Source organism: Kinneretia sp. DJ1R-11 (assembly GCF_025717595.1).
GTDB lineage: Bacteria > Pseudomonadota > Gammaproteobacteria > Burkholderiales > Burkholderiaceae_C > Paucibacter_A.
In genome coordinates this window covers 127,710-151,784 of sequence record NZ_JAJIRR010000008.1, presented here as the reverse complement: position 1 = coordinate 151,784, position 24,075 = coordinate 127,710, and the positions used below count along the sequence as shown (strand labels likewise).

Here is a 24,075-nt window from a genome sequence, read left to right as displayed (position 1 = left end):
CTCAGATCCGCTTGAAGATCAGCGTGCCATTGGTGCCGCCGAATCCGAAGTTATTCTTGGCGGCGTACTCAATGTTCATCTGCCGCGCCTCATTGGCGCAGTAGTCCAGGTCGCACTCGGGGTCCTGGTTGAAGATATTGATGGTCGGCGGCGCCACCTGATGGTGCACCGCCAACACCGTGAACACCGACTCGATGCCGCCCGCGCCACCGAGCAAGTGGCCGGTCATGGACTTGGTCGAGCTGACAACCAGCTTCTTGGCGTGGTCACCGAAAGCCAGCTTGATGGCGTTCGTCTCGTTCACATCACCCAGCGGCGTCGAAGTGCCGTGGGCGTTCATGTATTGCACTTGATCGGCGTTCAGGCCTGCGTTGCGCAGTGCGGCTCGCATCGACCGTTTGGGACCGTCCACATTGGGCGCGGTCATGTGATACGCATCGGCACCCATGCCAAAGCCCGAGAGCTCGGCGTAGATCTTGGCGCCACGCTTCTTGGCATGCTCGTACTCTTCGAGCACCAGCACACCACCGCCCTCACCCAGCACAAAGCCGTCACGGTCCTTGTCCCAGGGTCGGGAAGCAGTCTTGGGATCGTCGTTGCGCGTGGACAGCGCCCGCGCCGAGGCAAAGCCTCCAATACCCAAGGGCGACACGGTCGATTCCGCGCCGCCGGCAATCATCACATCGGCATCGCCGTACTCAATCAATCGACCAGCCTGGCCAATGGCATGCAAGCCCGTGGTACAGGCTGTCACGATGGCCAAGTTCGGGCCTTGAAAGCCAAACTTGATCGAGACGTGTCCCGAGATCATGTTGATGATCGAGGCCGGCACAAAGAACGGCGAAATCCGACGCGGGCCGCGCGCAACGTACTCACCGTGGGTTTCTTCGATCAGCGGCAAGCCGCCGATGCCGGAACCCACGAGAACGCCGATGCGCTCGGCCTGTTCTTCCGTCAACTGATCGCCGGTCGGCAGACCGGCATCACGCACCGCTTGAATGGACGCCGCCAATCCGTAATGGATGAAGGTGTCCATGGTCCGCGCCTCTTTGCTGGACATGTAGTCGGCGACATCGAAGCCCTTCACCTCGCCGGCGAACTGACAGGCAAATGCTGTCGGATCGAAACGGGTGATGCGATCAATGCCGGACTGTCCGGCCAGGATGTTGGCCCAGCCTTCAGCAACCGTGTTTCCCACGGGGCTGATCAGACCAAGTCCAGTAACTACGACGCGACGACGGCTCATGCGGTACGGAATTCAGTTGAACAAAGGATCAAGCGCGCAGCGCTCAGGCCTTTTGGTGCTTGACGGCGTAGTCAATCGCCAGCTGCACGCTGGTGATCTTCTCGGCTTCTTCATCGGGGATTTCGATGCCGAACTCGTCTTCGAGTGCCATCACCAATTCCACGGTGTCGAGCGAGTCAGCGCCCAGGTCGGCCACGAAGGCCTTTTCGTTGGTCACATCGGACTCAGGCACGCCGAGTTGCTCGGCGATGATTTTTTTGACACGTGCTTCGATATCGCTCATGACTCCTCCAGGAGGGGTTTGCTAGGAACAGCCCGGGATTCTAAGGCCTCTAGGGAGTCGCGCCTAAAACTAGGTGTTGCGACGTATCAGAGGACCTTCACCGGCCGGGCAAATCCGGTGGATGGCGGCGGAACTGCCGCCATCGCAAATCGATCAGTTCATGAACATGCCGCCGTTGACGTGCAGTTCACTGCCGGTAATGTAGGCGGCCTTCGGTGACGCCAGGAAGGCAACTGCCTCCGCAATTTCCCGCGGCTCGCCGAGGCGACCGACAGGAATCTGTGCCAGCAGCGCCGCTTTCTGGGCTTCGGGCAGCACTTCGGTCATGTCGGTGGCGATGAAACCCGGCGCCACACAATTGACCGTGATGCCGCGGCTGCCCAGCTCGCGCGCCAGCGAACGGGTCATGCCGGCCACACCGGCCTTTGCTGCTGCATAGTTGGCCTGGCCTGGGTTGCCCGAGGCGCCGACCACCGAGGTGATGCTGATGATGCGGCCATAACGCTGCTTCATCATGGTGCGCATGACGGCGCGGCTCATGCGGAACACGGCCTTCAAATTGGTGTCCAACACGGCATCCCAATCGTCATCCTTCATGCGCATGGCCAGGGTGTCGCGGGTGATACCGGCATTGTTGACCAGCACATGCAGGCCGCCATGGGCCTTGACGATGCCATCGACGGCTGCATCAACCGCAGCCGCGTCATTGACATTGAGCACCAGCCCCGATCCACCCAGAGGCGCCAGGGCTTCGCCGATGGCGGCGGCGCCGGCTTCGCTGGTGGCAGTGCCGATCACCTTGTAGCCTTGCTCGGCCAGGGTCATGGCAATGGAGCGGCCGATGCCGCGGCTGGCACCGGTGACCAGGGCGACTTGTGGGGTGCTGCTGCTTGTCGTGTCAGTCATGATCTTCTTGCGGGTTCATTGAAGTATGCAGGCGGGGCAGCGCTCAACCCAGCAGGGCGCGTGCTTCGGTCAGGCTGGCCGGATCCAGCACGGTGGCGCTGATCAGCTCGGCATCGACACGCTTGGCCAGGCCAGCCAGGACCTTGCCCGGGCCGCATTCCAGCACATGCTGAATGCCTTGCGCCTTGAGTGCTTGCACGACCTCCACCCAACGCACCGGGCCGAAGGCCTGGCGGAACAAGGCATCACGCAGGCCTGCGGCGTCGCCGACGGCGGCCACATCGATGTTGTTGATGACCGGGAACTGGAGCGCAGCGAACTCGGTTGTCGCCAGACGAGCTTGCAAGGCCAGGGCTGCAGGTTTCATCAGGCTGGAATGGAACGGCGCCGACACCGGCAGCAACAGCGCCCGCTTGGCACCGGCCGCCTTGAGCAGCTCGCAGGCCTTGTCGACGCCGGCCTTGGTGCCGGCGATCACGGTCTGCTTGGGATCATTGAAATTGGCAGCCTCCACCGCTTCACCGGTGACAGCGGCAGCGGCAGCGCAGCCCTCGATCACGGCCGCGCTGTCCAGACCCAGGATGGCCGCCATGGCGCCCACACCCACAGGCACCGCCTGCTGCATGGCCTGCGCCCGGAAACGCACCAGAGGCAGGGCTTCGGCCAGGCTTAGGGCGCCGGCCGCCACCAGGGCGGTGTACTCGCCGAGCGAGTGACCGGCCGCGGCCGCGGGAACCAAGCCTGTTTCGGCCATCCAGGCACGGTAGCAGGCGATACCCGCCGTCAGCATGACGGGCTGGGTGTTGGTGGTCAGGTCCAACTGCTCTTTCGGGCCGACCTTGATCAGGGCGCCAATGTCTTCGCCTAAGGCTTCGGAAGCCTCGACCAGGGTGCGGACGACTTCCGGGTGATCACCCCAGGCGTCCAGCATGCCCACGGTTTGCGAGCCCTGGCCCGGAAAGACGAATGCGAACTTTGCGCTCATGATCGTATGTAGAAAGAAGAAATAACTCGGGAATGGAGCGGAGGCAAGACGGCGATGCAAGACCTGCCGAATCAGAAGTCCAGCAGGACGGCGCCCCAGGTGAAACCGCCACCCACGCCTTCCAGCATCACAGTGTCACCGGCCTTGACGCGGCCGTCGCGCACCGCCACATCCAGCGCCAGCGGGATAGAGGCGGCCGAGGTGTTGCCATGCTGATCCACCGTAACCACCACCTTGTCCAGCGGCAGCTTCAGCTTCTTGGCCGTGCCTTGCATGATGCGGATATTGGCTTGGTGGGGAATCAGCCAATCGATGTTTTCCTCGCTGCGGCCTGCTTTCTCCAGCACCGAGCGCGCCACCTTCTCCAGTACACCCACGGCCAGCTTGAACACGGCCTGGCCATCCATCTTCAGCAGCGGGTCGCCACTGACCTTGCCGCCCGACACATGGCCCGGCACGCAGAGAATGCCCGAGTGCTTGCCGTCGGCATGCAGCTCGGTAGCGAGGATGCCAGGCGTGTCGCTGGCGCTCAGCACCACCGCTCCGGCGCCGTCACCAAACAGAACGCAGGTGGTTCGGTCCTTGAAATCAAGTATGCGCGAGAACACTTCCGCGCCTACGACCAAGGCCTTGCTGGCCGCACCGGTGCGGATCATCGAGTCGGCCACCGTCAGCGCATAGACGAATCCGGAGCAGACGGCCTGGACGTCGAAGGCCGCGCCGCCGGCAATGCCCAGTTTGTGTTGCAGCAAGCAGGCGGTGGACGGGAACACCATGTCCGGCGTGGACGTGGCGACGATGATCAGATCGATCTCAGCAGCGGCAATGCCTGCCGCTGCGATGGCCGCCTGGGCTGCCGGCAAAGCCAAATCGCTGGCTGTCACACCGTCGTCCGCAAAATGACGGGCATGGATGCCGGTGCGCTCGACGATCCATTCATCCGAGGTTTCGATGCCATCGGCTGCCAGCTGGGCGGCCAGTTCTGCATTGCTCAAGCGCCGGGGCGGCAAATAGCTGCCGGTGCCGATGATGCGGGCGAAGCGTGCAGCCGAGGGCACAGAAGCAGAAGCGAGGGTATTCGTGGCGCTGGGGATGATGGTCATGCAGCTTGGGCGACCGAGGCCGCCTTGTCTCCTGAGTCGCCAGCTCTGCTGCCCACAACGTCGGCATCAGGGCCGGGCGCGGCTTGCAGGGTGGCAATGATTCGGTCGTGAACCCGGTCGAGCAGCCGGTTGCGGGCGGCATCATACGCCCGGTTCAAAGCGGTCTCGAAGGCGAAGGCGTCGGCTGAGCCGTGGCTCTTGAAGACCAGCCCACGCAAACCCAGCAGGGCCGCGCCATTGAAACGGCGGTGGTCCACCCGGCCCTTGAAGCGCTTGAGCACGGGCATGGCCAGGGCCGCAGCAGCCTTGCTGAGCCAGCTGCGACCGAACTCCTCACGGATGATGGTGATGATCATGGTGGCCAGGCCTTCGGCCGTCTTGAGGGCCACATTGCCGACGAAACCGTCGCAGACCACCAGGTCGACCGTGCCCTTGAAAATGTCATTGCCTTCCACATTGCCGTAGAAGTTCAGCTGACCGGCCGCCGCCGATGCGCGCAGCAACTCGCCGGCTCGCTTGATGGTCTCGCTGCCCTTGATGACTTCTTCGCCGATATTGAGCAGGCCAACACGGGGCTCAGGCTTGCCGTCCACCGCCGCCACCAGGGCGCTACCCATCAGAGCAAACTGCAGCAGATGCTCGGCCGAACAATCCACATTGGCACCGAGGTCCAGCATGGTGGTGTAGCCGCCCAGCTGATTGGGCATGACCGAGGCGATGGCCGGGCGATCAATGCCGTCCAGAGTCTTCAGCAAATAGCGAGACACCGCCATCAGCGCGCCGGTATTGCCGGCCGAGACACAGACGTCGGCCTGCGGCAGGCCACCATCGGCTGACTTCAGCTGATTGATGGCCACACGCATGGACGAGTCCTTCTTGCGGCGCAGAGCCACTTCGACGGGGTCGTCCATGGCCACCACCTCACTGGCTGGCACGATGCGGCAGCGCGGCCACTGCGCAGCTTCTGCCAGCGCTTCGGGCAACCCGACCAGCAACAACTCTGCCTGCGGATGCTTGGCGAGAAAGGCCTGGCAGGCCGGCAAGGTGATCGAGGGGCCATGATCACCCCCCATGCAATCGATGGCCAAGCGCACCACAGCCAAGGGCTGAGCCGGCGGCGAAGGCTGAGTGGGCAGACGGGAATCGACAGAAGACATCACAGCAACCCAGGTGAAGGCCGGACAAGCGAACTCAGCCTGACAGGAAAACTCAGGCCCGGCGGCGCGCACGCGCCCGCCCAGCCGAGTGGATCAAGCCAATATGTCAGGCCATGCGGCACCGAGCAGTCGACAAACACGCCAAACAACAAGGCACGCAGAAAACACAAAAACCCGGCACTGCAACAAGGCACAGGCCGGGAATTCGTGATCACAGCAGATCGTTGGATCAACGCGCCACCCAAAGGCTGGCGCGCCAGTCGGGGTCGATCAGGCGTCAGCCTTGGTCTTCAGGACCTTGCGGCCGCGGTAGAAACCGGTGGGGCTGATGTGGTGACGCAGATGCACTTCGCCGGTGGTCGGCTCGATGGCAGTACCCGGGGTAACCAGGGCATTGTGCGAACGGTGCATGCCACGCTTGGAAGGCGACTTCTTGTTTTGCTGAACGGCCATGAAATTCTCCTAAGGCTCCGGTGATTGAGGCGCTGTGGCCTGGAAACGAGTTGAACCGAAGCGATCAACCCACGCAGACCTGCGACCTGCACACCCCGGGCGCCGCGATTGCTGTGTACACAAGCGTCGCGAGCATCAAGCGCACCATGCGCGAGCGGTTTGCAAGCACGTTGACCAGCACTATGGACTGGCTCGCACTCACGGCACGCTACTTTGATTCTCGGACCGGGGAAAGCCCGCGATTGTAGCACCGATGAAGAAGACACTCAATCCGCTTTCAGCAAGCGAGGCCCCAAATCACTTCTTCTTGAGTGCCGCCAGCGCCGCGAAGGGGTTGGGGCGCTCGGATGCAGCGGCCTCTTGATCGCTCAGCTCGGCCACATCGGCAGGCACATGCAAGGGCTGCGGACATTGCTCATGCCGCGGCACCAAGGGCAGAGACAAGAGCAACTCGTCCTCGACCAATTCCTGCACATCGAGGCTACGCGTCAAGGCCAAGACCTCTTCCTCGCTGTCGATATCGAGCTCGGCCGCTTCCTTTTCGTCGCGCACAAAGCGATAAGAACGCGCCAAGCTCATGGCCTCGCGCACCGGCTGCAGGCAACGTTGGCAAGTCAGACTGATCTCGGCGGAGGCTTCGAGGTGAAGCCAGGTTTGAGGTGTCGACCCACTCTCTTCACGCCGCTCACCCTGAAGCGACCATTGCACAGCCGGCCAGCTGCCGACCGGCGTTTCCGGGGCCGCCGACTCGGCCAAGCGGCTCAGCTGCGCAGCCGGCCACTCCCCTTGCAGAAGGCCCGCGTCGCGAGCAAAGGCCGGGACGTCCAGTTTTCGAGAATCAAATTCATGCGCTTTCATGCCCTCAAGTGTACGAGCCGGACCGCACGCCGACCGACCCTAGCCCCGCCAGTGACACGCAGGGTGCGAAAATCAAAACATGCACACAAGCCCTCCTGCCTTCACACCACCCCGCCAACTGATTCTGGCTTCCACGTCGCGCTACCGTCGCGAACTGCTGGAGCGCCTGCGCCTGCCCTTCGAGCAGCGGTCGCCCGAGGTCGATGAAACCCCTCTGCCCGGCGAAGCCCCGGCGGCCTTGGCAACCCGCCTGTCCCTGGCCAAGGCCCAGGCGGTGGCGCGCCTGCACCCTCAAGCGATCGTGATCGGCTCGGACCAAGTGGCCGACCTGAACGGCGAGTCGATCGGCAAGCCCGGTACCCATGAACGCGCTTGTGAACAACTGCGACGCATGAGCGGGCACCGCATCGTGTTTCAAACCGGTGTGGCGGTCGTCTGCGAGGCCACCGGATTCAGCCAGCAAGACCTGGCCCCCGTGCACGTGGTGTTTCGTGATCTCAATGAAGCCGAGATCGAAAGCTATCTGCGCGCCGAGCAGCCCTATGACTGCGCAGGCAGCGCCAAATCGGAAGGCTTGGGCATCAGCCTGCTTGCCGCCATCGAATCGGATGACCCCACAGCATTGATCGGCCTGCCTCTGATTCGCACCAGCCAGCTGCTGCGCGCGGCCGGCCTGGACCCTTTGCAAGCCCTGTCCGCCGCGGGAGTGAAGGCATGAAAAAAGGTCGCCTCTATCTGGTCCCCAACACCTTGGACTTCGGCGTCGAGGGTGCAGCCGTAGCGCTGCAGGAAGTCTTGCCGCAGCATGTGATCGAAACTGCCGCTCGCCTCGGTTTCTGGGCCGCGGAAAGCGCCAAGACCACCCGAGCCTTTCTAAAGCGAGTTGATGAAGTGGTGCCGCTCGCCCAAGCACTGCAAAGCATGGAGATCAAGGAGTTGCCGCGCCCACCCAAGGGCCGTGGCGGCGACCTGGTCAACCAGAACCAAGCCTGGCAAGCCTTGTTGGCCCCGGCCCTGGCCGGCCACGATATGGGCTTGATTTCCGAGGCTGGCCTGCCGGCCGTGGCCGACCCGGGCGCCTTGCTGGTTGCCGCAGCCCACGATGCCGATATCGAGGTGCTGCCACTGAGTGGCCCCAGCGCTTTGCTGATGGCTCTGTCGGCCAGCGGCCTGAACGGTCAGAGTTTTGCCTTTGTCGGCTACCTGCCCGTGGAAGCCCCCGCCCGCGCCATCCGCATCAAGGAACTGGAGAGCCTTTCCGCGCGCCAACAGCAAACCCAGCTGATGATCGAGACGCCGTATCGCAACACTGCGCTGCTGCAGGCCCTGCTGCTCAATCTGCGCCCGCAAACACGCTTGTCCATCAGCTGCGGCCTGAGCCTGGCGCAAGGCTGGACGCGCAGCGCCACAGTGGCGGACTGGCGCAGCTCGGGCGAAAGCATGCCCGACAAGGTGCCAGCCGTATTTGCCCTGCTCGCCTGACCCGCCCATGAAAAACGCCGCCGAAGCATGCGTATAGGCATGCTTCGACGGCGCAGTCCTTGTGCAGCTCAGGATTCGACTGATTCGGCCGGAGCCTTGGCGCCGAACAAAGCCGCCACCCGCTTCTTGGGCTTGATATTGCTGGACAAGGCACGCGGCGTTGCCGGTGTGCCCTTGTCCCAGGCCGGCGGCTCATCTCGGCTGCTGGCCTCGTAAGGCTTGTCAAAAAATGCATCGCGCGCCGGCGCCGGCGGACGATAGGCCGGCCGCGGCGCGGCCACAGACGCAGCGGCCTCGGCTTGCGGCTCGAATTCGCGGCGCGGGCGAGCCGGGCGCTCAGCACGCTCCCCACGTTCACCTTGACGATCCGAACGCGGACCACGCTCATCTTGAAGCTCGAAGGCTTGCAGGTCCAAGGTGCGCTTGAGCAACTTTTCGATATCACCCACCAGACGCGCATCAGACCGGGTCACCAGGGTCACCGCAACGCCGGAAGCACCCGCCCGGCCAGTACGGCCGATGCGGTGAACGTAGTCTTCGGCGTTGAAAGGCACGTCAAAATTAAACACAGCCGGCAGATCGGCAATATCCAAGCCGCGCGCAGCCACATCGGTGGCCACCAGCAGATCCACTTCACCACGCTTGAAGGCTTCGAGCGACTTCAGACGTTCATCCTGCGATTTGTCGCCATGCAGCGCCGCCGTGCGAAGGCCATCACGCTCGAAAGAACGCGCCAGACGCGCCGCGCCGAGCTTGGAGTTGACGAACACAATGGCTTGGCCGATCTCGCGCTGCTTGAGCACCTGCCGCACCACGGCACGCTTGTCGTCATCGGTCACGCTGTAGAACAGCTGCTCCACATTGGTGGCCGTGGCATTGGGGCGCGCCACCTCGACCAGCACGGGCTCTTGCAGATAGCTTTGCGACAAGCGTTTGATCTCCGGCGAGAACGTGGCGGAGAACAACAAGGTCTGACGGGTCTTGGGCAGGTAGCTGAGGATGCGCTGCAGATCGGGCAGAAAGCCGATGTCCAGCATGCGGTCGGCCTCATCGAGAACCACGTACTCAACCTGGTTCAAGACGCAATTCTTGGCTTCGATGTGATCGAGCAAGCGTCCGGGCGTGGCGATCAACACTTCAACACCGCCCTTGAGCACCAGGGTCTGCGGCTTCATGTCGATGCCGCCGAACACGCAGGTCACACGCAGATTGGTGTGCTTGGCATAGGCCTTGATGTTGTTGGCGACCTGGTCGGCCAACTCCCGCGTGGGCGCCAGCACCAGCGCACGTACCGGATGGCGAGCCGGCGAAGCGCTCGCGTTCTCATGCTTGAGCATGCGCTGCAGCAGAGGAATGGAAAAGGCGGCGGTCTTGCCAGTGCCCGTCTGGGCGGCCCCCATCACATCGCGACCATCCAGCACGATCGGGATCGCTTTGGCCTGGATGGGCGTCATCAAGGCATAGCCGGAATCCGCCACAGCACGCAAAAGCTTGGCGTCGAGCGGCAGCGTGTCGAAGCGAGCAGGCGTGGGATCAGGGATGGCGGTTTCGATGATTTGGGGTTCGGTCATTCCCAGATTATCCGACATCCGAGCGCATTACTCGGATTTACCGCCCGTTCGCTGCGGCGAGCGCCCCATCACATCCCCTTTGAACACCAGCCACTTGGGCGTACGAAAACGGACGATGCGCCAGTACAGCGCCACATAGGTCACGCCGAAAACCAGCATGCACGCAGCCAGCATCAGGGTGGAATCCCAGAACAACAGCGCCGGCACCAGGGACGACACACACAACATCCACAGATAGGGCGCCGTCATGGAATTGCGACGCGTCATCGCACGCGCATCCCGAGCGCCAACGGCCCAGCGCATCAGGCGGCGATAGATCAGCGAATGCAAATGGATGCCGTCCGGCAGGCCCGGGGGGGTGGCCCGGATGAAGCGGCGTCGATAAATAGAGAACACCGTCTCAAAGACTGGGTAGACACAGACCATCAAGGGAAACAAGGGAGAAACCTGGCTGTGACGTGCGATCAGCAGTATGCCCACCTCAGCCAGCAAGAAGCCCATGAAATAAGCACCACCGTCACCGAGAAAAATCAGGCCGGCTGGAAAATTCCAGACAAAGAAACCCAGAACAGCCCCGATGCCCGCCAAGGCCCACAAAGCCAGCTCAGGGTCTCCCACTTGGTAGGCCACATAGGCAAATGTCAACAGCATCAAACTGACGCACATCGACGACAGTCCATTGAAGCCGTCGATGATGTTGATGGCATTGGCCACGCCGGCCACGGTGAAAACCGTAGCCACCAGCGCGCCGAGGGTGCTGCTGACGATCCAGTCAAGGCCTGGCACATCGGTATGGCTGATGCGGGCTTCCAAAAGCCAAAAGGCCAAGCCCGCAGACACAGCCGTTGCGAGCAAACGCTTGGCCGGCGACACACTCTTGGTGACATCTTCGATCAAACCCGCGGCGAAAGCGGGCAAGCCACAGAGCAGCAAGAGCAAACCCAGGCGGGCATCCGACTCACTGCCCACCTTCCAGGTCAACAGTGCCAAGACAGCCATGCCCAAGAAGATGCCGACACCACCAATACGCGGCACCGGTCGTGCGTGAAATTTCTGGGGGCCACTCAAGTCCGTATCGGCTGAGAAGTGCCCATGCGTACGGGCCGATCGAATGACCAAGAGCGTGATCAGGCAGGAGATGAAAAATGGGACAAACAGATGCGACATGGGAACAAGTGTAGCGAGGGTCTTCCCAGCAACGCCCCCTGCGAGGGCAGCCGGAACGCAACAGTGCTACCGCTAGAATGCGCGCCAACCCCGCCTTCGGCCACCTTGCGAAGGCCTGCCAACCAACGTCTGTGAGAGCTCATGACATTCAGCGCAATTTGGAGCCGGCACTCAAGGAGCTTCTCTGCTTTGACCCCGAATATGAGCACCCTTCACTTACTGCCAACATGCGACAGCCGGGCGGCCCGGTTCACCACAATTGCCGCTCTGATTCTTGGCTTGGCGTCGCAGAACGCGGTCGCCATCGATGCGCAACAAGCCGCACAAACGCAAGAAGATGGCGCACCGGTTCGACTTAGGGCCGACGCTCGCAGTGAGCGCGAAGAACCCTCGACGGCGCCGACCTTGGTGGCCAAGCCCGCGCCTTACGTACCCAGTGAATTCGAGCGTTACGTGCAGCGCGCCGTGACAGGTGAGGTCACCGGCGATCCTGAACGTGATTTCAAGATCCGTCGCTTCGGCGCCGAATTGATGGAACCTGGCAAACGCACGGGGTTGGCCAACGAATCCAACGGCCAGATTCCGTCGGACTATGTGATCAGCGTCGGAGATGAAATCCAACTCACCTTGTGGGGGTCCGTTGACGCGGACTTGCGTCTGACCGTAGACCGCAGCGGGCGAATCACCATTCCACGCGTCGGACCTGTGCTGGTCGCAGGACGTCGTTACGCTGACCTGACCTCGGCCATAGACCAACGTGTCGGACAAGTGTTTAGAAACTACAAGGTGTCGGCCTCCTTGGGTCGCCTGCGTAGCATCCGGATCTACGTCACGGGCTTCACGACTCGACCAGGCGCCTATACGGTCAGCAGCCTGTCGACCTTGGTCAATGCCTTGATGCAAGCCGGAGGCCCCTCGTCCGCTGGAAGTTTCCGCAGCATCGAGCTGCGACGCGCCGGCAAGGCCATCAGCAACTTCGACTTTTACCAACTGCTCCTCAAGGGCGACAAGAGTGCCGACTTCGTCCTGCAGGCTGAAGACGTCATTCACATCGGGCCCGTCGGCAGCCAGGTCGCGCTGGTGGGCAGCGTCAACCGGCCCGCAATCTTTGAACTCAAAGCGCAGGAAACGCTGGACGATGTGCTGAAGATGGCCGGCGGATTTACAGCCGTGGCGGACCGCAGCCGCTTGACCGTGGAGCACCTCGATACACGCAACGACGCTCGCATCAGTGAGCTGGCTTTGCCTCAAAGTGCCAAGTTGCAGCCGCGTAGCGGTGATCTGCTGCGCGCATTCAGCGCAGTCGACGTCACCTTGCCGCAACACAAGCAGAGCAAACGGGTCAAAGTGGAGGGCGAAGTCCAGCGCCCTGGCGAATTCATCTTGCCCGCCAACAGCAGCATTGCTGACGCGATCAAGGCTGCGGGAGGATTGACCTCTGCGGCTTACCTCTATGGTGCTGACTTCAGCCGTGAGAGCGTTCGTATTGCTCAGCAAGAAAACTATGAGCGGGCCCTGCGGGACCTGGAGACCGAGTTCACCCGCGCGACCACCACCCAGAAAGCGGTCAGCGCTGATGAAGCGGCGGCTCAGGCCAGCCGCTCGCAAGGATCGACGAAGCTGATTGAGCGCCTGCGCGCGGTCAGGCCGACCGGCCGAATCGTGCTGCAACTGAACCCCAAGACCAGCAGTTTGCCGGACCTGGCTCTGGAGGACGGTGATCGACTGATGATTCCGGCTCGGCCGACAACGGTTGGCGTGTTCGGCAGCGTGTTCAATGGCGGCAGCTATTTGCTGCGCGATGACGCCAGCATCGAAGATGTCTTGCGTTTGGCTGGCGGCCCGACCCGCGGCGCGGATGCTTCGAGTGCCTTCGTGGTTCGCGCCAACGGCAGCGTGATCAGCGCTCGCCAGAACAGTGGCGGCTGGCTCAGTTTTGGCGCTGGTTTCAGCAGCATCCCAGCACTTCCAGGCGATACCGTCTTCGTGCCGGAAGAATTGAACAAGACCACCTTCATCCAAGAAGCGAAAGAGTGGACGCAGATCCTCTATCAATTCGGCTTGGGCGCTGCGGCTCTGAAGACCATCAAGAACTAAGACCTGGCGACCGCACTGGACATTCGACGTGACAGACACATACAACAACGGTCCCGATCAAGCATCAGCCGCAGAAGGTGCCAGCCTCATTCAGCATGTGGCGGTGCTTTTGCCACACTGGAAAGCCATAGCGGCAAGTGCAATGCTCTCAGGGCTGATCGGCTTGGGTGTGAGCTTCATCATCCCCCCGACTTTCACTGCGCGCACAAGCTTTCTGAGCCCACAGACACAGCAAAACTCGGCAGCATCGGCCTTGGCTTCTCTGGGTGCGCTGTCCGGGCTGGCAGGCGCGGCGGCTGGGATCAAAAGCCCAGCAGACCAGTACATCGCCTTGTTGCTGAGCGAGCGAATCTCCAATCGGATCATCGAACGCTTCGATCTGGTGGCCGTGTACGAGTCGAAGTTCAAAGTGGACGCTCGCCGTGAACTTGCGAAGAATGTGCGCGTAGGTGCAGGCAAGAAAGACAATTTGCTGGCGGTCGAAGTAGACGACCACGACCCGAAGCGAGCCGCCGAAATGGCCAATGCCTATGTGCAGGAGTTGAAGGCCCTGACCAATGGCCTGGCCATGACCGAAGCGCAGCAAAGACGCGCCTTTTTTGAACAGCAACTGGCGCAGTCACGGGACAAGCTATCCCGCGCCCAGATCGCGCTGCAAAAGTCCGGCATCAACCCCGGCCTGATGAAAAGCGAACCCAAGGCAGCTGCAGAGGCCTACTCACGCCTCAAGGCAGACATCGCTGGAACGGAGATTCGTCTGATCTCGATGAAGGGTCGCCTCGCCGATGGCGCGCCCGAAATTCGCCAGCTCGAATCGACTTTGGCCGCGCAGAAGTCCCAACTCGCCAAGCTTGAGAAACCACTCGAGAACGTGGGCTCGGAAGACTACGTCAGCGCTTACCGCGAGTTCAAGTACCAAGAAGCCTTGTTCGACATCTTCTCGCGCCAATTTGAAGTGGCCAAAGTGGATGAGAGCCGGGAAGGCACCTTGATTCAGGTCATTGATGAAGCCAGCCCACCGGAACGCAAGAGCAAGCCCAAACGCTTGTTCATCGCGGCCGGCGGCGCCGGACTCGGGCTCGTGTTGAGCTGTTTCTGGCTGTGGCGTCGGCAGATGCGCCGGGGCGCCGCATCACTCATTCGCTGATCGTGGAGTCCGCCGGCTGACAGGCTTGGAGAGTTCCAAGCCAGCCGGCGCTCGTCACCTCAACACCTGAGCGACGCGACTTTATTTAGCATCTAAGGCTTCAGCCCTGATTGGGCGAGCGTGTGGTTCGAGCTTGGGCATTTCAATTCATCCCAGATGAATTGCAGCCAGCAAGATCAACGAGCAATATAGGAAGGAAGTTCATGAAAGTCCTCATCACCGGCGGCGCCGGTTTCATCGGTTCGTGGTTGGTTGAATCGCTCCTGAAGGCAGGCCATGACATCACGGTGATCGACAATCTGAGCCCACAAATCCATGGCGCCTTGCCGCGCCCGGACGCTGCATGGCTGCAGGATGGAAGTGAGGTCAAGTTCATCCGCGCTGACATTCGCAACTCGGCCGCGATGGACGAGGCACTGGCTCAGGTGGAAGCGGTGGTGCATCTGGCCGCTGAGACCGGAACCGGTCAGTCCATGTATCAGATCGCCCATTACTACGACGTGAATCAACAGGCAACCGCTGCCCTGTTTGAGGCCATCGCCACCCGACATCGACAGGTCAAACGAGTTGTGCTGGCCTCGAGTCGGTCGATCTACGGCGAAGGTGCCTATGAGCTCGACGGACAACTGCATGTCCCCAACTCGCGCAACGTGGACAGGCTCAAGCGCGGCGAGTTCGAGCCGGTCGGCCCCAAAGGGCAAACGCTCAAACTGATCGCAACGCCCGAGCATTCCACCCCGGCGCCTGCGTCGGTCTATGCAGCCACCAAGCTGGCCAATGAATCCTTGGGACGCGTCTTCTCTGAGGCCTACGGCACCCAGGTTTTGGCACTTCGCTTCCAGAATGTGTACGGGGAGCGCCAATCCCTTCGCAACCCCTACACCGGCATCCTGTCCATCTTCTCGAATCGGATGCGACAAGGCTTGCCCATCAACATCTTTGAAGATGGACTGGAAAGCCGGGACTTCGTGCATGTCAGTGACGTGGTGCGGGCCATCACACTCGGCCTTGAAAAAGACTTGGGCGGCTTCCACGCACTCAATGTCGGTGCGGGCGTGCCGACCACCGTGATGGAGATGGCGCAAGCCCTGGGTCGGCTGCTGAAATCCAGCTCAAGCTTGCAGACCAGCGGTGACTTCCGGGCTGGCGACATCCGACATTGCTATGCGGACTTGAGCAAGGCGCGTGAAGTACTGGGCTTCGAGCCCTTGGTCACGACTGAGCAAGGGCTGAGTCGTTTCTGCGAGTGGGTGCAGACCCAGGCAGTGCTGGAAGACCGTTCGGCTCAAGCCATGGCTGAGCTCACCAAGCTGGGTCTGGGCAACAGCAAGGGCTGAAACCGGCTGCGGCAAGGGCACCCCTGCGTGCCCACCGGCAAAGCCAGCGGAAGATGATGAAGCAGACACTGAAAAACTGGCTGAGGGCCCTACTCTACCGCCCCAAATCCGTGCAGATGGGCCCGGGCTCCATGGTCCGCTGGCCGCGCTGGTTTCACAACGGTCAGCGCATACGCATGGGGCGCAGTTGCACCATTGGTCGGCACTGCGTCTTCCATCCGTTGAAGGCCTATGGGCCAACGCCACTGGCGGGCGAGATCATCCTCGGGGACGAGGTCTACATCGGCGGCTATTGCCAATTACATGCCATGCAGACCTTGCGCATAGGCAGCGGCTGTGTGCTCAGCGAGCATGTCTATATTTCGGACATCGCCCACGGCCTGGACCCTGCCGGACCGGCCATCATGGCGCAGCCGCTTGAATCTCGGGGGCCTGTCACCCTGGGCGAGCGTGTCTTTGTCGGCTATGGCAGCTCCATCCTTCCGGGCGTGGCCCTGGGCGACCATTGCGTGGTGGGCACCCGGTCCGTGGTGACCCGCAGCTTTCCCGCCTACTCCATGGTGGCCGGCATACCTGCCCGGTTGATCAAGACCTACAACCCCGCGACCGGGCAGTGGGAAGCCGCAGCAGCGGCAGCGGAGCCAAGCCATGGCACGAAGTGAGCGGCAGCGCCGGGCTGACTCGAACAGGTTGAGTCCGTGACCGAGGTGGTTCGGCGCTGGGCCTCGAACTCGGCCATGAACGTGATCGGCGGCCTGAGTGCGGCCGCCTTCAACCTCCTCGTGCCCGGCATCATTTCTCGGCACCTGCCTACGGAGCAGTTCGCGGTCTGGAGCCTGTCGCTGCAGATCGTGGCCTATGTCAATCTGCTCGGGCTCGGACTGCAGACCGCCGCGGCACGCTTCATCGCCCAGGCCCATGAACGCCAAGACAGCCGGAGGCTGCAGCAAACCGTGCGCGCCTGCCAGACCATCAGCCGTTTCACGGCCGGCTTGGGCCTTCTGCTCGCTCTGGCTCTGGCCCTGCTCTATCCGCAGGCCTTTCCCGATCTGCCGCCCGGTCTGGTTGGTGACTTCCAGTGGGCGGTGTTTTTCGTCGGAGCATCCTCAGCGCTGCAACTGCTGGCCATGGTTCCGATGGGTGTCTATCAAGGACTGCACAGCAATCGCTCCTTCGTCTCGGTCCAGATTCTGGTGCGAGCTCTCACTCTGATCCTGATCGCCATCGGAGCCCGGGCCAGCTTCGGACTGCTCGCCCTGACCGCCCTGTTTTCGCTCGGCAACCTGCTGTTGCCCCTGCTCCTGGCACTGCGCCTGACGCGTCAGTTCGATTGGGTGCGGGGCTTGGCCTCCGTGAAGCTGGACCGGGCCTTGCTGCGCGAACTGCTCAGCTACTGTGGCACCCTCTCGGTCTGGAGCATCTCCATGCTGCTGGTGAACTCGGTCGGCACTTTGGTGGTCGGACGAATTGCCTTTCACATGACCGGTGCCTATTCGATCGCTCTGGTTGCGGCCACCGTGTTGGCCGGCCTGCTGGGCGCGCTGCTGGCGCCCCTGCTGACCACGGCTGCGGCCATGCATTCGCAAGAGTCTCAGCGCGCTGGCCTGCCCGCGCTGTTGAACCGCGCGACGGTGTTCTCCAGTGTGCTGCTGCACGGCCTCTTCCTTTGCACCCTGCTGTTTCATGGCTGGGTACTGCAGCGATGGGTAGGCGCCAGCTACGGTGCTCAGGCCGGCGATCTGCTGCTGATCCTGGTTGGCGCACACTGCCTGCGCAATATGGCCGCGCCCTATGCTCTGATGCTGCTGGCCACCGGCCTGAACCGACGCGCGCTGTGGACCGGCGTTGCCGAGGGCCTGGCCAATCTACTGGCCACGCTGGCGCTCGGCCTGTGGCTGGGCGTGAGCGGTGTCGCGCTCGGCACGCTCGTGGGTGCCGTGGTCGGCATCCTCGGCAGCCTGCTCTTGAATGCGCGCAAGACCGAGGAATTGACACCAAGGCCCGGCACTTTCACTTTCCAGGGCTTTGTCGCCCCGGCTCTCGCCTTCCTTCCCCTGCACCTGGCTGCGGCCTGGTACGCCGGCTTGATTAAACTCTGACCCCGCAGCCCGCGAGCTCCCTCACCGACTTCACGCCCCAGCGGGTCTCAATGCCCCGTGCCGCCCAACCAAGCCATGACGCCAATCGCCCCGACTCTTCCATTCATTGGCATCGTGACCGTGCTGTTCAACAGCGACGACTTGCTGGACGACTTCTTCAAGAGCCTCGCCAGCCAGACCTTCAAGAATTTCCGCCTGTATGTGCTGGACAACAGCGCCAGCGACAGCGGCTCGGAGATCGCCCGCAGGCTGGCTCTGCAACACGGCATCGTTGCCAAAGTCGTTTTCAACAATGCCAACCTCGGCGTGGCCAAGGGCAACAACCAGGGCATCGCGCTGGCTCTGGCGGATGGCTGCAGCCATGTGCTGCTGGCCAACAACGACACCGAGTTCGGCAGTCAGACCTTGGCCGAGCTGATCGGCGCGCTGGATGGAAAGAGCGAACTCGCCGCCACCGCCAAGATCATGTATCACGACGCGCCGGAAACACTCTGGTACGGCGGCGGGCGGATCACGCCCTGGACCCTGCTGACGCCTCACTACGGTATCGACACCATCGACCGGGGCCAGTTCGACCAGCAAGAGCATGTCGGCTATGCGCCCACTTGTTTCATGTTGATTGATGCGAGTGTCTTCAGCAGCGTCGGCATGATGGATGAGCAGTACTTTGTCTACTACGACGACACCGACTTCATCTGGCGCATGGGCCGCCAAGGCATCCGCATTCGCTTCGTCGCCAGCGCCGTGGTGCTGCACAAGGTCAGCTCGTCGACCGGCGGAGGCCATTCCCCCTTCAGCGTCTACTACACCAATCGAAACCGGGTCTATTTCATCCGCAAGAACCTCCAGGGTTTGCGACGAATGGTGGCCCTGGGCTATTTCTTGCTGACCCGCATTCCCCGCCTCGGTACGCTGGCACCGTCGCTGGCGCGACGTGGCTGGCGCGGCCTGGCCGACGGCTTCCGAATGGTCCCTCCACCGCTTCGATGACCGAGCCATGGTTCAAACCCAATCGCTCGCCGTTGTTCCTCGCTCATCCGCACTGCCTGAGTTTCTCAAGCTTTTGCTGCTGATCGCCATTCCGGCTCCGCTGCTGGCCTATTTCTCCTGGGCGTCTTCCTATTCGGTCGGTGTCATGCTGAGTTGCATCGGCCTCCTGGTCTATGGCGCCACCGCCATGCGCGGCAGGCGAAGCCCTCTGCCCGCGGCCCTGCCCGGCTTGCTCTGCGGCCTTGCCGTGATTGCCCTGCACCTGCTCATTTCTTCCTTTCTGGGGCCGGTGGATTGGGGCCGCGGCCTGGGTTCGCTGGTGATGCTGGCCATCTTCGTCGCCGGTGCCCTGGTGCTGAAGCAGGCTCTGCTGTGTCTAGCCCCGCAAGACCTGCTCAAGGGCGCTCGTTATGGCCTCTATGGGCTCGCCTTCATTTCACTGCTGGGCATTCTGGACTGGCTGCAACCTGACAAAGCAACCTGGCCGAAGTCGCTGTTCCCATTCTCCGAGCCTTCGCATCTGGCGCTGTTCCTCGCCCCCATTCTGATCTTCAACTGCATCACCGCCCAGCCTCGAGCTCGCCTGCTGATCCTGGCCGCGGCATTGACGGCAACGGCCATCCTCCAGAATGTGACCCTGGCCACCATCTGCCTGATGACAGCCGTGCTATGCCTGAGTCCCCGCTATTTGCTGCTGCTGGCCGTGACCGTGGTGCCTGCCGTGCTGCTGCTAGACCTTGAGTACTACCTGGTGCGTCTGGATTTCAGTGGTGAGTCAGACAATTTGACCAATCTGGTGTTTTTCCAGGGCTGGCAATTGATTCTTGAAGCACTGGAACGCAGCCATGGTTTCGGGCTGGGTTTTCAACAGTTGGGCGTATTCGGCACCGATTCGGATGCGGCAGAACTGATTCGATTCATCATGGGTGAATACCTCAATCTGCTGGATGGCGGTTTCAATCTTGCCAAGTTCATCGGCGAGTTTGGTGTCTTCGGAATGATGCTGCTGGCGGCCTTCCTGTATCAACTCGGCGTGGCCATCAAATTGCTGCGGAGAACGGCGACACGGGGCCAAGCGATTCCGCTCTCGCATGTGTTCGCCGCCAGCTGCATGATGGGCTACACCGTGGAGTTGTTTCTGCGAGGGGTTGGGTATTTCTCGCCCAGCGGACTGTTGCTCTTGAGTGCTGCGCTGATTTGGCTGGACCGAAAGCCCAACTCAGCGAGCACCGTCGCACGGCCGCCATGTCCTACGGGCATCTCACAGCAAGCCCGTTGAACCCCTTGTTCAGTCGACCCATGAACTGACAGGCGCCCGCTCACAACAAACCATCAAGCCGGCCCTGCCGGCTGACGCGGCCAGGCACCGAGGCCACACCAATCAACACCCCGCCGCAAGCTTCGCCCAGCGGCTCCGCCTACGGCAGCACTCTTCTGACATGACTTCACTCGAATTTGATGATGTGATCTACAGCCTGCAACGATTTGGAGGCGCAAGTTCCTACTGGAGCGAAGTCACCAGCCGGGTCGTCCGTGATCGTCGCTTCCAGGTACGCCGTGGCCAGCCTCCGGCCATCAGCCGCTTGCTTCCCAGCCTGACTCAAGCCGACGTCTTCCATTCATCGCATTTCAGGGTTCCGCTGCGACGGAGTCGCACACGGGTGATATCCACCGTGCATGACATGAACTTTGAACTCGGCTTCGTCAAGTCTGGCATCGGCGCGGTCTTCAATACGCAGGAGCGCCGACGTTCCTACTTCACATCCGATGCCCTGATCTGCATTTCGGAAAGCACGCGAACCGAACTCCTGTCGGTCTATCCGCAGTTGCAAGGCCGTTGCGAAATTCGAGTGATTCATCATGGCCTGAGTCGACTGCCAGGCGGCGGCGTACTACCCGAACCAGTGAGCCCTCAGCCGGGCTACGTGCTCTTTGTGGGCGGACGAGGCGGCTACAAGAGATTCCAAGATGCCTTACATGGCTTCATGTTGTCTCAGCTTCACCGCCAAGGATTCCAACTGATTTGCACCGGCCAGGCATTCACCGAAACCGAACAGGCCGAGATCCAGAGCCTGGGACTCGCAACACATGTGCAGGCGGTTGGCAATGTCGCGCCTGCAACTCTCGCCGCACTCTATCGCCAGGCTCATTGCTTGCTGTATCCGTCCATCCATGAAGGCTTCGGATTGCCACTGATCGAGGCCATGGACTGCGCTTGCCCGGTGGTTTGTTGCAACATTTCCTGCATGCCGGAGATCGCCGGCGATGCCGCCCTGCTGGTAGCGGCCGAGGCGCCGGATGCAATCGCCAAAGCCTTGAACCAGCTGCTGGAGCCCGAGGTCCGAACCAGCAAGATCGCTCAGGGCCTGACTCGGTCCGCGCAGTTTTCCTGGGACACCTCCGCCGAGCGTCATATGAAGCTCTATCTGGGCGAAGCTGACTGAACCGTACACCATGCCCGCATTGATTTCCCTGCTTAAAGCCGATTTGCTGCGTCTGCAGGCCCCGTCCGACACAGAGCCCGGTCGCTTGCGCTTGCTCCGATCCGCCTTCAACCCCCGCTTTGCGCCGGTGCTGCTGATCCGATTGGCACATGCCTGCAGCCACGTCTGGGTTCTGCGTCCGCTGGCCCATGTATTCACTTGGCTCAATGTGCTGGCATTCGGCATCGAGTGCACGCCGCGTTGCGAGATCGGCCCGGGACTGCTGATTCCACACTCGAGCGGGACTGTCATTGGCGCGTCTCGCATCGGCTGCCATGCCACCATCTTCCAGGGCGTCACCTTGGGCGCTATCGAAGTCGACCTGATCTACGACCCGAGCACCCGGCCCGTGCTGGAGGATCATGTGACTGTAGGTGCAGGTGCCAAGGTGCTGGGCCACGTTCGGCTCGGCAAGGGCGCCAAGGTCGGCGCCAATGCGGTGGTGCTGCAATCGGTGCCGGCTGGCCATGTAGCGGTCGGCGTGCCCGCTCGGGTACTGGATCAAGGCCCTAAGCCATGAACGCGATGAACTTGAAACAATCCCGGATTCTGCTGATCGCGCCTTACTTCTTCGGCTACGAGCTGGAAATCCAACGGGAACTTGAGCAGGCCGGCGCCGTGGTCGACTTCCTTCCCGACCGCCCCTACAACTCATCCCTTATGAAGGCGGTAACCCGCTGGAAGCGCGAGCTGGTTCTTGGCCACGCCGACCGCTTTTACCGCTCGGCACTGGAAAAACTCGGACGCAGCAGCTACTCACATATCCTGGTGATCCAGGGCGAAGGCGTCTCTCCGACCTTGCTCAAGCACTTGCGAAGCAGTTATCCGGCTGCCCAGCTGGGCTTGTACATGTGGGACTCATTCCGCAACAAGCGCGCACTGATCCCCAACCTTCCGCATTTCGACTACTGCCTCAGCTTTGATCCTGACGATGCGCGGCAGCATGGCATGCAGTTCCGCCCCCTGTTCTTCACTCGCGGCTTTGAAGGTGGGGCAGCGACGCCTGCGCGCTATGACATCAGCTTCATCGGTACTGCGCATTCGGACCGATACCGCATCGTGCACGAACTGCAAGCCGCCTTACCGGCACAGACGCGCGGCTACTGGTACCTGTTCCTGCAGGCGCCTTGGATGTTCTGGTACCACAAGCTCAGCAACCCGGCCTTCGCAGGCGCACGGCTGGGCGATTTTCACTATCAGTCGCTGGGAAAAGAAGTGGTGCACCGCACTTTCCAGGAGTCGCGGGCCATTCTGGACATCGAGCATCCCGCGCAGAACGGCCTGACCATGCGCAGCTTCGAAGCCTTGGGGGCACGCAAGAAGCTACTCACCACCAATGCCCGGATCGCCGACTACGACTTCTACGACCCCAGAAACATTCAGATCATCAGCCGCGAGGGCCGCACGCGGATCCCGGACGATTTCTTCAGCAGCGGCTATGCTGAACTGCCCGCCGAGCTGTACGAAAAGTACTCGCTGCGCGGCTGGCTGCGCGACACCATGCGCATCGCAACGGCCACGCCGGCCACGACTGGGGCCGACTGAGCCGGGCGTCCAGCCGAATTCAGCCGAAGCGAATCAGCCAGGCTCGGAAGTCTTGCGCCAGACCCGGCGATTCACAAAGTCGGTATAGCTCAGAATGATGCGCAAAACCTTGTCGGACACATTGTCAGCCGCATAGTCGGCCACCATGTCCAGGCTGCGCTTGGAACCGCGCGGCTGGTCCTCCAGCACGCGCAAAGCGTCAAGCACACGTTCCGGATTCAGCCCGACCATCATCACCGCCGCCTCCTCGAATCCTTCCGGTCGCTCATGCACTTCGCGGAGGTTCAGGGCCGGAAAATTCAGGATGGACGCCTCCTCGGTGATGGTGCCGCTGTCCGAGAGCACGGCCCGGGCTTCCAGTTGCAGCCGGATGTAGTCGGGAAAGCCAAAAGGCTTCATGAACTGCAAGAGGGGATGCATGGGGGTCTGGTTCGCCAGGGCCTCTATGCGCTTGCGAGTGCGCGGATGGGTGGACACCACCAAGGGAAGCCCCTTGGCTTCGGCCAGCCGATTGAACAAAGCCAGCAAGCGCTGCAGTTCCCGGGGAGAGTCCACGTTCTCCTCGCGGTGCGCGCTGAGCAGGAAATACTCGCCAGTTTTCAAGCCGAGACGTTCCAGCACCGTCGAAGCAGCAATCGCCGGCTGATAGTGTTGCAACACTTCGCGCAAGGGGCTGCCGGTACAGATCACCTGGTCGGGCGGCAGGTTCTCGCGCAGCAGATAGTCGCGGGCGATCTGGCTGTAGGTCAAATTGATGTCGGCGATGTGATCAACGATGCGCCGGTTGATCTCTTCGGGCACGCGGAAGTCGAAGCAGCGATTGCCCGCTTCCATATGGAAGATCGGGATCTTGCGCCGCTTGGCTGCGATCGCGGCCAGGCTGCTGTTGGTGTCCCCCAGGATCAAGATCGCATCAGGCGCTTCACTGGCCAGGACGACATCGATGTTCATGATCACGCGGGCCATGGTTTCGGCCGGCGTGGCGCCCGCAGCCGCCAGGAAATGATCGGGCCTGCGAATCGCCAATTCCTGGAAAAAGACTTCGTTGAGTTCGAAATCGAAGTTCTGACCTGTGTGAACCAGCACATGCTGGCAGTAGCGGTCCAGCTTGTCGATCACGCGGGACAAACGGATGATCTCCGGCCGGGTTCCCACCACGGTCATCA

Annotated in this window: 23 protein-coding genes; 12 read left to right on the top strand and 11 right to left on the bottom strand. The window is 61.9% G+C overall.

Translation table 11 applies throughout. The annotated features are described in order from the left end of the window. Position 1: 1 nt before the first annotated feature. From fabF to LNV23_RS14765, 8 genes are all read right to left on the bottom strand, one after another. On the bottom strand, positions 2-1,246 hold the full coding sequence (fabF, locus tag LNV23_RS14800) for a beta-ketoacyl-ACP synthase II (RefSeq protein ID WP_263520313.1): 1,245 nt from the start codon (positions 1,244-1,246) through the stop codon (positions 2-4). A gap of 43 nt (positions 1,247-1,289) precedes the next feature. Further along, entirely contained in the window at positions 1,290-1,529 is a 240-nt protein-coding gene (gene acpP / locus LNV23_RS14795; RefSeq protein ID WP_102767677.1) for an acyl carrier protein, read from the bottom strand. A gap of 153 nt (positions 1,530-1,682) precedes the next feature. Continuing rightward, complete coding sequence (gene fabG / locus LNV23_RS14790) at positions 1,683-2,435, bottom strand: 3-oxoacyl-ACP reductase FabG (protein ID WP_263520314.1); 753 nt, start codon at positions 2,433-2,435, stop codon at positions 1,683-1,685. Between the two features lie 43 nt (positions 2,436-2,478). Beyond that, positions 2,479-3,420, bottom strand: a complete 942-nt coding sequence (gene fabD / locus LNV23_RS14785) for an ACP S-malonyltransferase (RefSeq protein WP_263563664.1) — start codon at positions 3,418-3,420, stop codon at positions 2,479-2,481. Between the two features lie 71 nt (positions 3,421-3,491). After that, on the bottom strand, positions 3,492-4,523 hold the full coding sequence (locus LNV23_RS14780; protein WP_263563663.1) for a beta-ketoacyl-ACP synthase III: 1,032 nt from the start codon (positions 4,521-4,523) through the stop codon (positions 3,492-3,494). Beyond that, positions 4,520-5,620: a phosphate acyltransferase PlsX gene (plsX, locus tag LNV23_RS14775; protein ID WP_411910588.1), complete on the bottom strand. Its 1,101-nt coding sequence runs from the start codon at positions 5,618-5,620 to the stop codon at positions 4,520-4,522. The genes LNV23_RS14780 and plsX overlap by 4 nt, the downstream gene beginning before the upstream one ends. 330 nt (positions 5,621-5,950) lie before the next feature. Next, positions 5,951-6,133: a 50S ribosomal protein L32 gene (rpmF, locus tag LNV23_RS14770; RefSeq protein WP_009552540.1), complete on the bottom strand. Its 183-nt coding sequence runs from the start codon at positions 6,131-6,133 to the stop codon at positions 5,951-5,953. Positions 6,134-6,430: 297 nt separating this feature from the next. Continuing rightward, positions 6,431-6,991: a YceD family protein gene (locus LNV23_RS14765; RefSeq protein WP_263563661.1), complete on the bottom strand. Its 561-nt coding sequence runs from the start codon at positions 6,989-6,991 to the stop codon at positions 6,431-6,433. A 79-nt stretch (positions 6,992-7,070) separates the two neighbouring features. Here LNV23_RS14765 and LNV23_RS14760 point away from each other — a divergent pair, with 79 nt between their 5' ends. Together LNV23_RS14760 and LNV23_RS14755 are read left to right on the top strand one after the other, a co-directional pair. Then, positions 7,071-7,709, top strand: a complete 639-nt coding sequence (locus LNV23_RS14760) for a Maf family nucleotide pyrophosphatase (RefSeq protein ID WP_263563660.1) — start codon at positions 7,071-7,073, stop codon at positions 7,707-7,709. Beyond that, positions 7,706-8,473, top strand: a complete 768-nt coding sequence (locus tag LNV23_RS14755; protein ID WP_263563659.1) for an SAM-dependent methyltransferase — start codon at positions 7,706-7,708, stop codon at positions 8,471-8,473. Before LNV23_RS14760 ends, LNV23_RS14755 begins: the two co-directional genes overlap by 4 nt. 68 nt (positions 8,474-8,541) lie before the next feature. On the opposite strand, the gene LNV23_RS14750 is transcribed toward LNV23_RS14755, so the two are convergent. Next, positions 8,542-10,044, bottom strand: a complete 1,503-nt coding sequence (locus tag LNV23_RS14750) for a DEAD/DEAH box helicase (RefSeq protein ID WP_263563658.1) — start codon at positions 10,042-10,044, stop codon at positions 8,542-8,544. A gap of 27 nt (positions 10,045-10,071) precedes the next feature. Further along, a complete protein-coding gene (locus LNV23_RS14745) occupies positions 10,072-11,211 on the bottom strand; it encodes an MraY family glycosyltransferase (protein ID WP_263563657.1) in 1,140 nt (379 codons plus the stop codon). A 279-nt stretch (positions 11,212-11,490) separates the two neighbouring features. On the opposite strand from LNV23_RS14745, the gene LNV23_RS14740 reads away from it, so the two are divergent. The 10 genes from LNV23_RS14740 (at position 11,491) to LNV23_RS14695 (ending at position 22,909) form a co-directional block, all read left to right on the top strand. Further along, on the top strand, positions 11,491-13,308 hold the full coding sequence (locus LNV23_RS14740; RefSeq protein WP_263563656.1) for an SLBB domain-containing protein: 1,818 nt from the start codon (positions 11,491-11,493) through the stop codon (positions 13,306-13,308). Positions 13,309-13,336: 28 nt separating this feature from the next. After that, the gene (locus LNV23_RS14735; protein WP_263563655.1) at positions 13,337-14,455 is read left to right on the top strand and encodes a GumC family protein; all 1,119 of its coding nucleotides are present in this window, start codon (positions 13,337-13,339) and stop codon (positions 14,453-14,455) included. Positions 14,456-14,658: 203 nt separating this feature from the next. Further along, positions 14,659-15,792, top strand: a complete 1,134-nt coding sequence (locus LNV23_RS14730; RefSeq protein WP_263563654.1) for an NAD-dependent epimerase/dehydratase family protein — start codon at positions 14,659-14,661, stop codon at positions 15,790-15,792. 53 nt (positions 15,793-15,845) lie between these two features. Beyond that, entirely contained in the window at positions 15,846-16,454 is a 609-nt protein-coding gene (locus LNV23_RS14725; RefSeq protein ID WP_263563653.1) for an acyltransferase, read from the top strand. Between the two features lie 36 nt (positions 16,455-16,490). Next, a complete protein-coding gene (locus LNV23_RS14720) occupies positions 16,491-17,891 on the top strand; it encodes a lipopolysaccharide biosynthesis protein (protein ID WP_263563652.1) in 1,401 nt (466 codons plus the stop codon). 75 nt (positions 17,892-17,966) lie between these two features. After that, positions 17,967-18,881: a glycosyltransferase family 2 protein gene (locus tag LNV23_RS14715; protein WP_263563651.1), complete on the top strand. Its 915-nt coding sequence runs from the start codon at positions 17,967-17,969 to the stop codon at positions 18,879-18,881. A 322-nt stretch (positions 18,882-19,203) separates the two neighbouring features. After that, positions 19,204-20,160 carry a hypothetical protein gene (locus tag LNV23_RS14710; protein WP_263563650.1) on the top strand — a complete coding sequence of 319 codons (957 nt, stop codon included), beginning with the start codon at positions 19,204-19,206 and terminating at the stop codon, positions 20,158-20,160. Between the two features lie 25 nt (positions 20,161-20,185). After that, complete coding sequence (locus LNV23_RS14705) at positions 20,186-21,325, top strand: glycosyltransferase family 4 protein (RefSeq protein ID WP_318023244.1); 1,140 nt, start codon at positions 20,186-20,188, stop codon at positions 21,323-21,325. Between the two features lie 10 nt (positions 21,326-21,335). Next, positions 21,336-21,884 (top strand): serine O-acetyltransferase, encoded by a 549-nt coding sequence (locus tag LNV23_RS14700; RefSeq protein ID WP_263563649.1) that lies wholly within the window; start codon positions 21,336-21,338, stop codon positions 21,882-21,884. After that, a complete protein-coding gene (locus LNV23_RS14695; protein WP_263563648.1) occupies positions 21,881-22,909 on the top strand; it encodes a WaaS/CpsH family glycosyltransferase in 1,029 nt (342 codons plus the stop codon). The genes LNV23_RS14700 and LNV23_RS14695 overlap by 4 nt, the downstream gene beginning before the upstream one ends. Before the next feature lie 33 nt (positions 22,910-22,942). Here the strand turns inward: LNV23_RS14695 and wecB are convergent, their stop codons facing one another. Next, positions 22,943-24,073 (bottom strand): non-hydrolyzing UDP-N-acetylglucosamine 2-epimerase, encoded by a 1,131-nt coding sequence (wecB, locus tag LNV23_RS14690; protein ID WP_263563647.1) that lies wholly within the window; start codon positions 24,071-24,073, stop codon positions 22,943-22,945. Positions 24,074-24,075 lie beyond the last annotated feature (2 nt).

What these genes read in the sequence shown, in the direction of transcription:
- LNV23_RS14765 (WP_263563661.1), bottom strand. Translation starts at nt 6,991, where the DNA reads ATGAAAGCGCATGAATTTGATTCTCGAAAACTGGACGTCCCGGCCTTT.
- LNV23_RS14780 (WP_263563663.1), bottom strand. Translation starts at nt 4,523, where the DNA reads ATGACCATCATCCCCAGCGCCACGAATACCCTCGCTTCTGCTTCTGTG.
- rpmF (WP_009552540.1), bottom strand. Translation starts at nt 6,133, where the DNA reads ATGGCCGTTCAGCAAAACAAGAAGTCGCCTTCCAAGCGTGGCATGCAC.
- LNV23_RS14695 (WP_263563648.1), top strand. Translation starts at nt 21,881, where the DNA reads ATGAACGCGATGAACTTGAAACAATCCCGGATTCTGCTGATCGCGCCT.
- LNV23_RS14700 (WP_263563649.1), top strand. Translation starts at nt 21,336, where the DNA reads ATGCCCGCATTGATTTCCCTGCTTAAAGCCGATTTGCTGCGTCTGCAG.
- LNV23_RS14715 (WP_263563651.1), top strand. Translation starts at nt 17,967, where the DNA reads ATGACGCCAATCGCCCCGACTCTTCCATTCATTGGCATCGTGACCGTG.
- LNV23_RS14725 (WP_263563653.1), top strand. Translation starts at nt 15,846, where the DNA reads ATGATGAAGCAGACACTGAAAAACTGGCTGAGGGCCCTACTCTACCGC.
- wecB (WP_263563647.1), bottom strand. Translation starts at nt 24,073, where the DNA reads ATGACCGTGGTGGGAACCCGGCCGGAGATCATCCGTTTGTCCCGCGTG.
- LNV23_RS14710 (WP_263563650.1), top strand. Translation starts at nt 19,204, where the DNA reads ATGCTGGCCATCTTCGTCGCCGGTGCCCTGGTGCTGAAGCAGGCTCTG.
- LNV23_RS14755 (WP_263563659.1), top strand. Translation starts at nt 7,706, where the DNA reads ATGAAAAAAGGTCGCCTCTATCTGGTCCCCAACACCTTGGACTTCGGC.
- fabD (WP_263563664.1), bottom strand. Translation starts at nt 3,420, where the DNA reads ATGAGCGCAAAGTTCGCATTCGTCTTTCCGGGCCAGGGCTCGCAAACC.
- fabF (WP_263520313.1), bottom strand. Translation starts at nt 1,246, where the DNA reads ATGAGCCGTCGTCGCGTCGTAGTTACTGGACTTGGTCTGATCAGCCCC.
- acpP (WP_102767677.1), bottom strand. Translation starts at nt 1,529, where the DNA reads ATGAGCGATATCGAAGCACGTGTCAAAAAAATCATCGCCGAGCAACTC.
- LNV23_RS14750 (WP_263563658.1), bottom strand. Translation starts at nt 10,044, where the DNA reads ATGACCGAACCCCAAATCATCGAAACCGCCATCCCTGATCCCACGCCT.
- LNV23_RS14760 (WP_263563660.1), top strand. Translation starts at nt 7,071, where the DNA reads ATGCACACAAGCCCTCCTGCCTTCACACCACCCCGCCAACTGATTCTG.
- fabG (WP_263520314.1), bottom strand. Translation starts at nt 2,435, where the DNA reads ATGACTGACACGACAAGCAGCAGCACCCCACAAGTCGCCCTGGTCACC.
- LNV23_RS14745 (WP_263563657.1), bottom strand. Translation starts at nt 11,211, where the DNA reads ATGTCGCATCTGTTTGTCCCATTTTTCATCTCCTGCCTGATCACGCTC.
- LNV23_RS14730 (WP_263563654.1), top strand. Translation starts at nt 14,659, where the DNA reads ATGAAAGTCCTCATCACCGGCGGCGCCGGTTTCATCGGTTCGTGGTTG.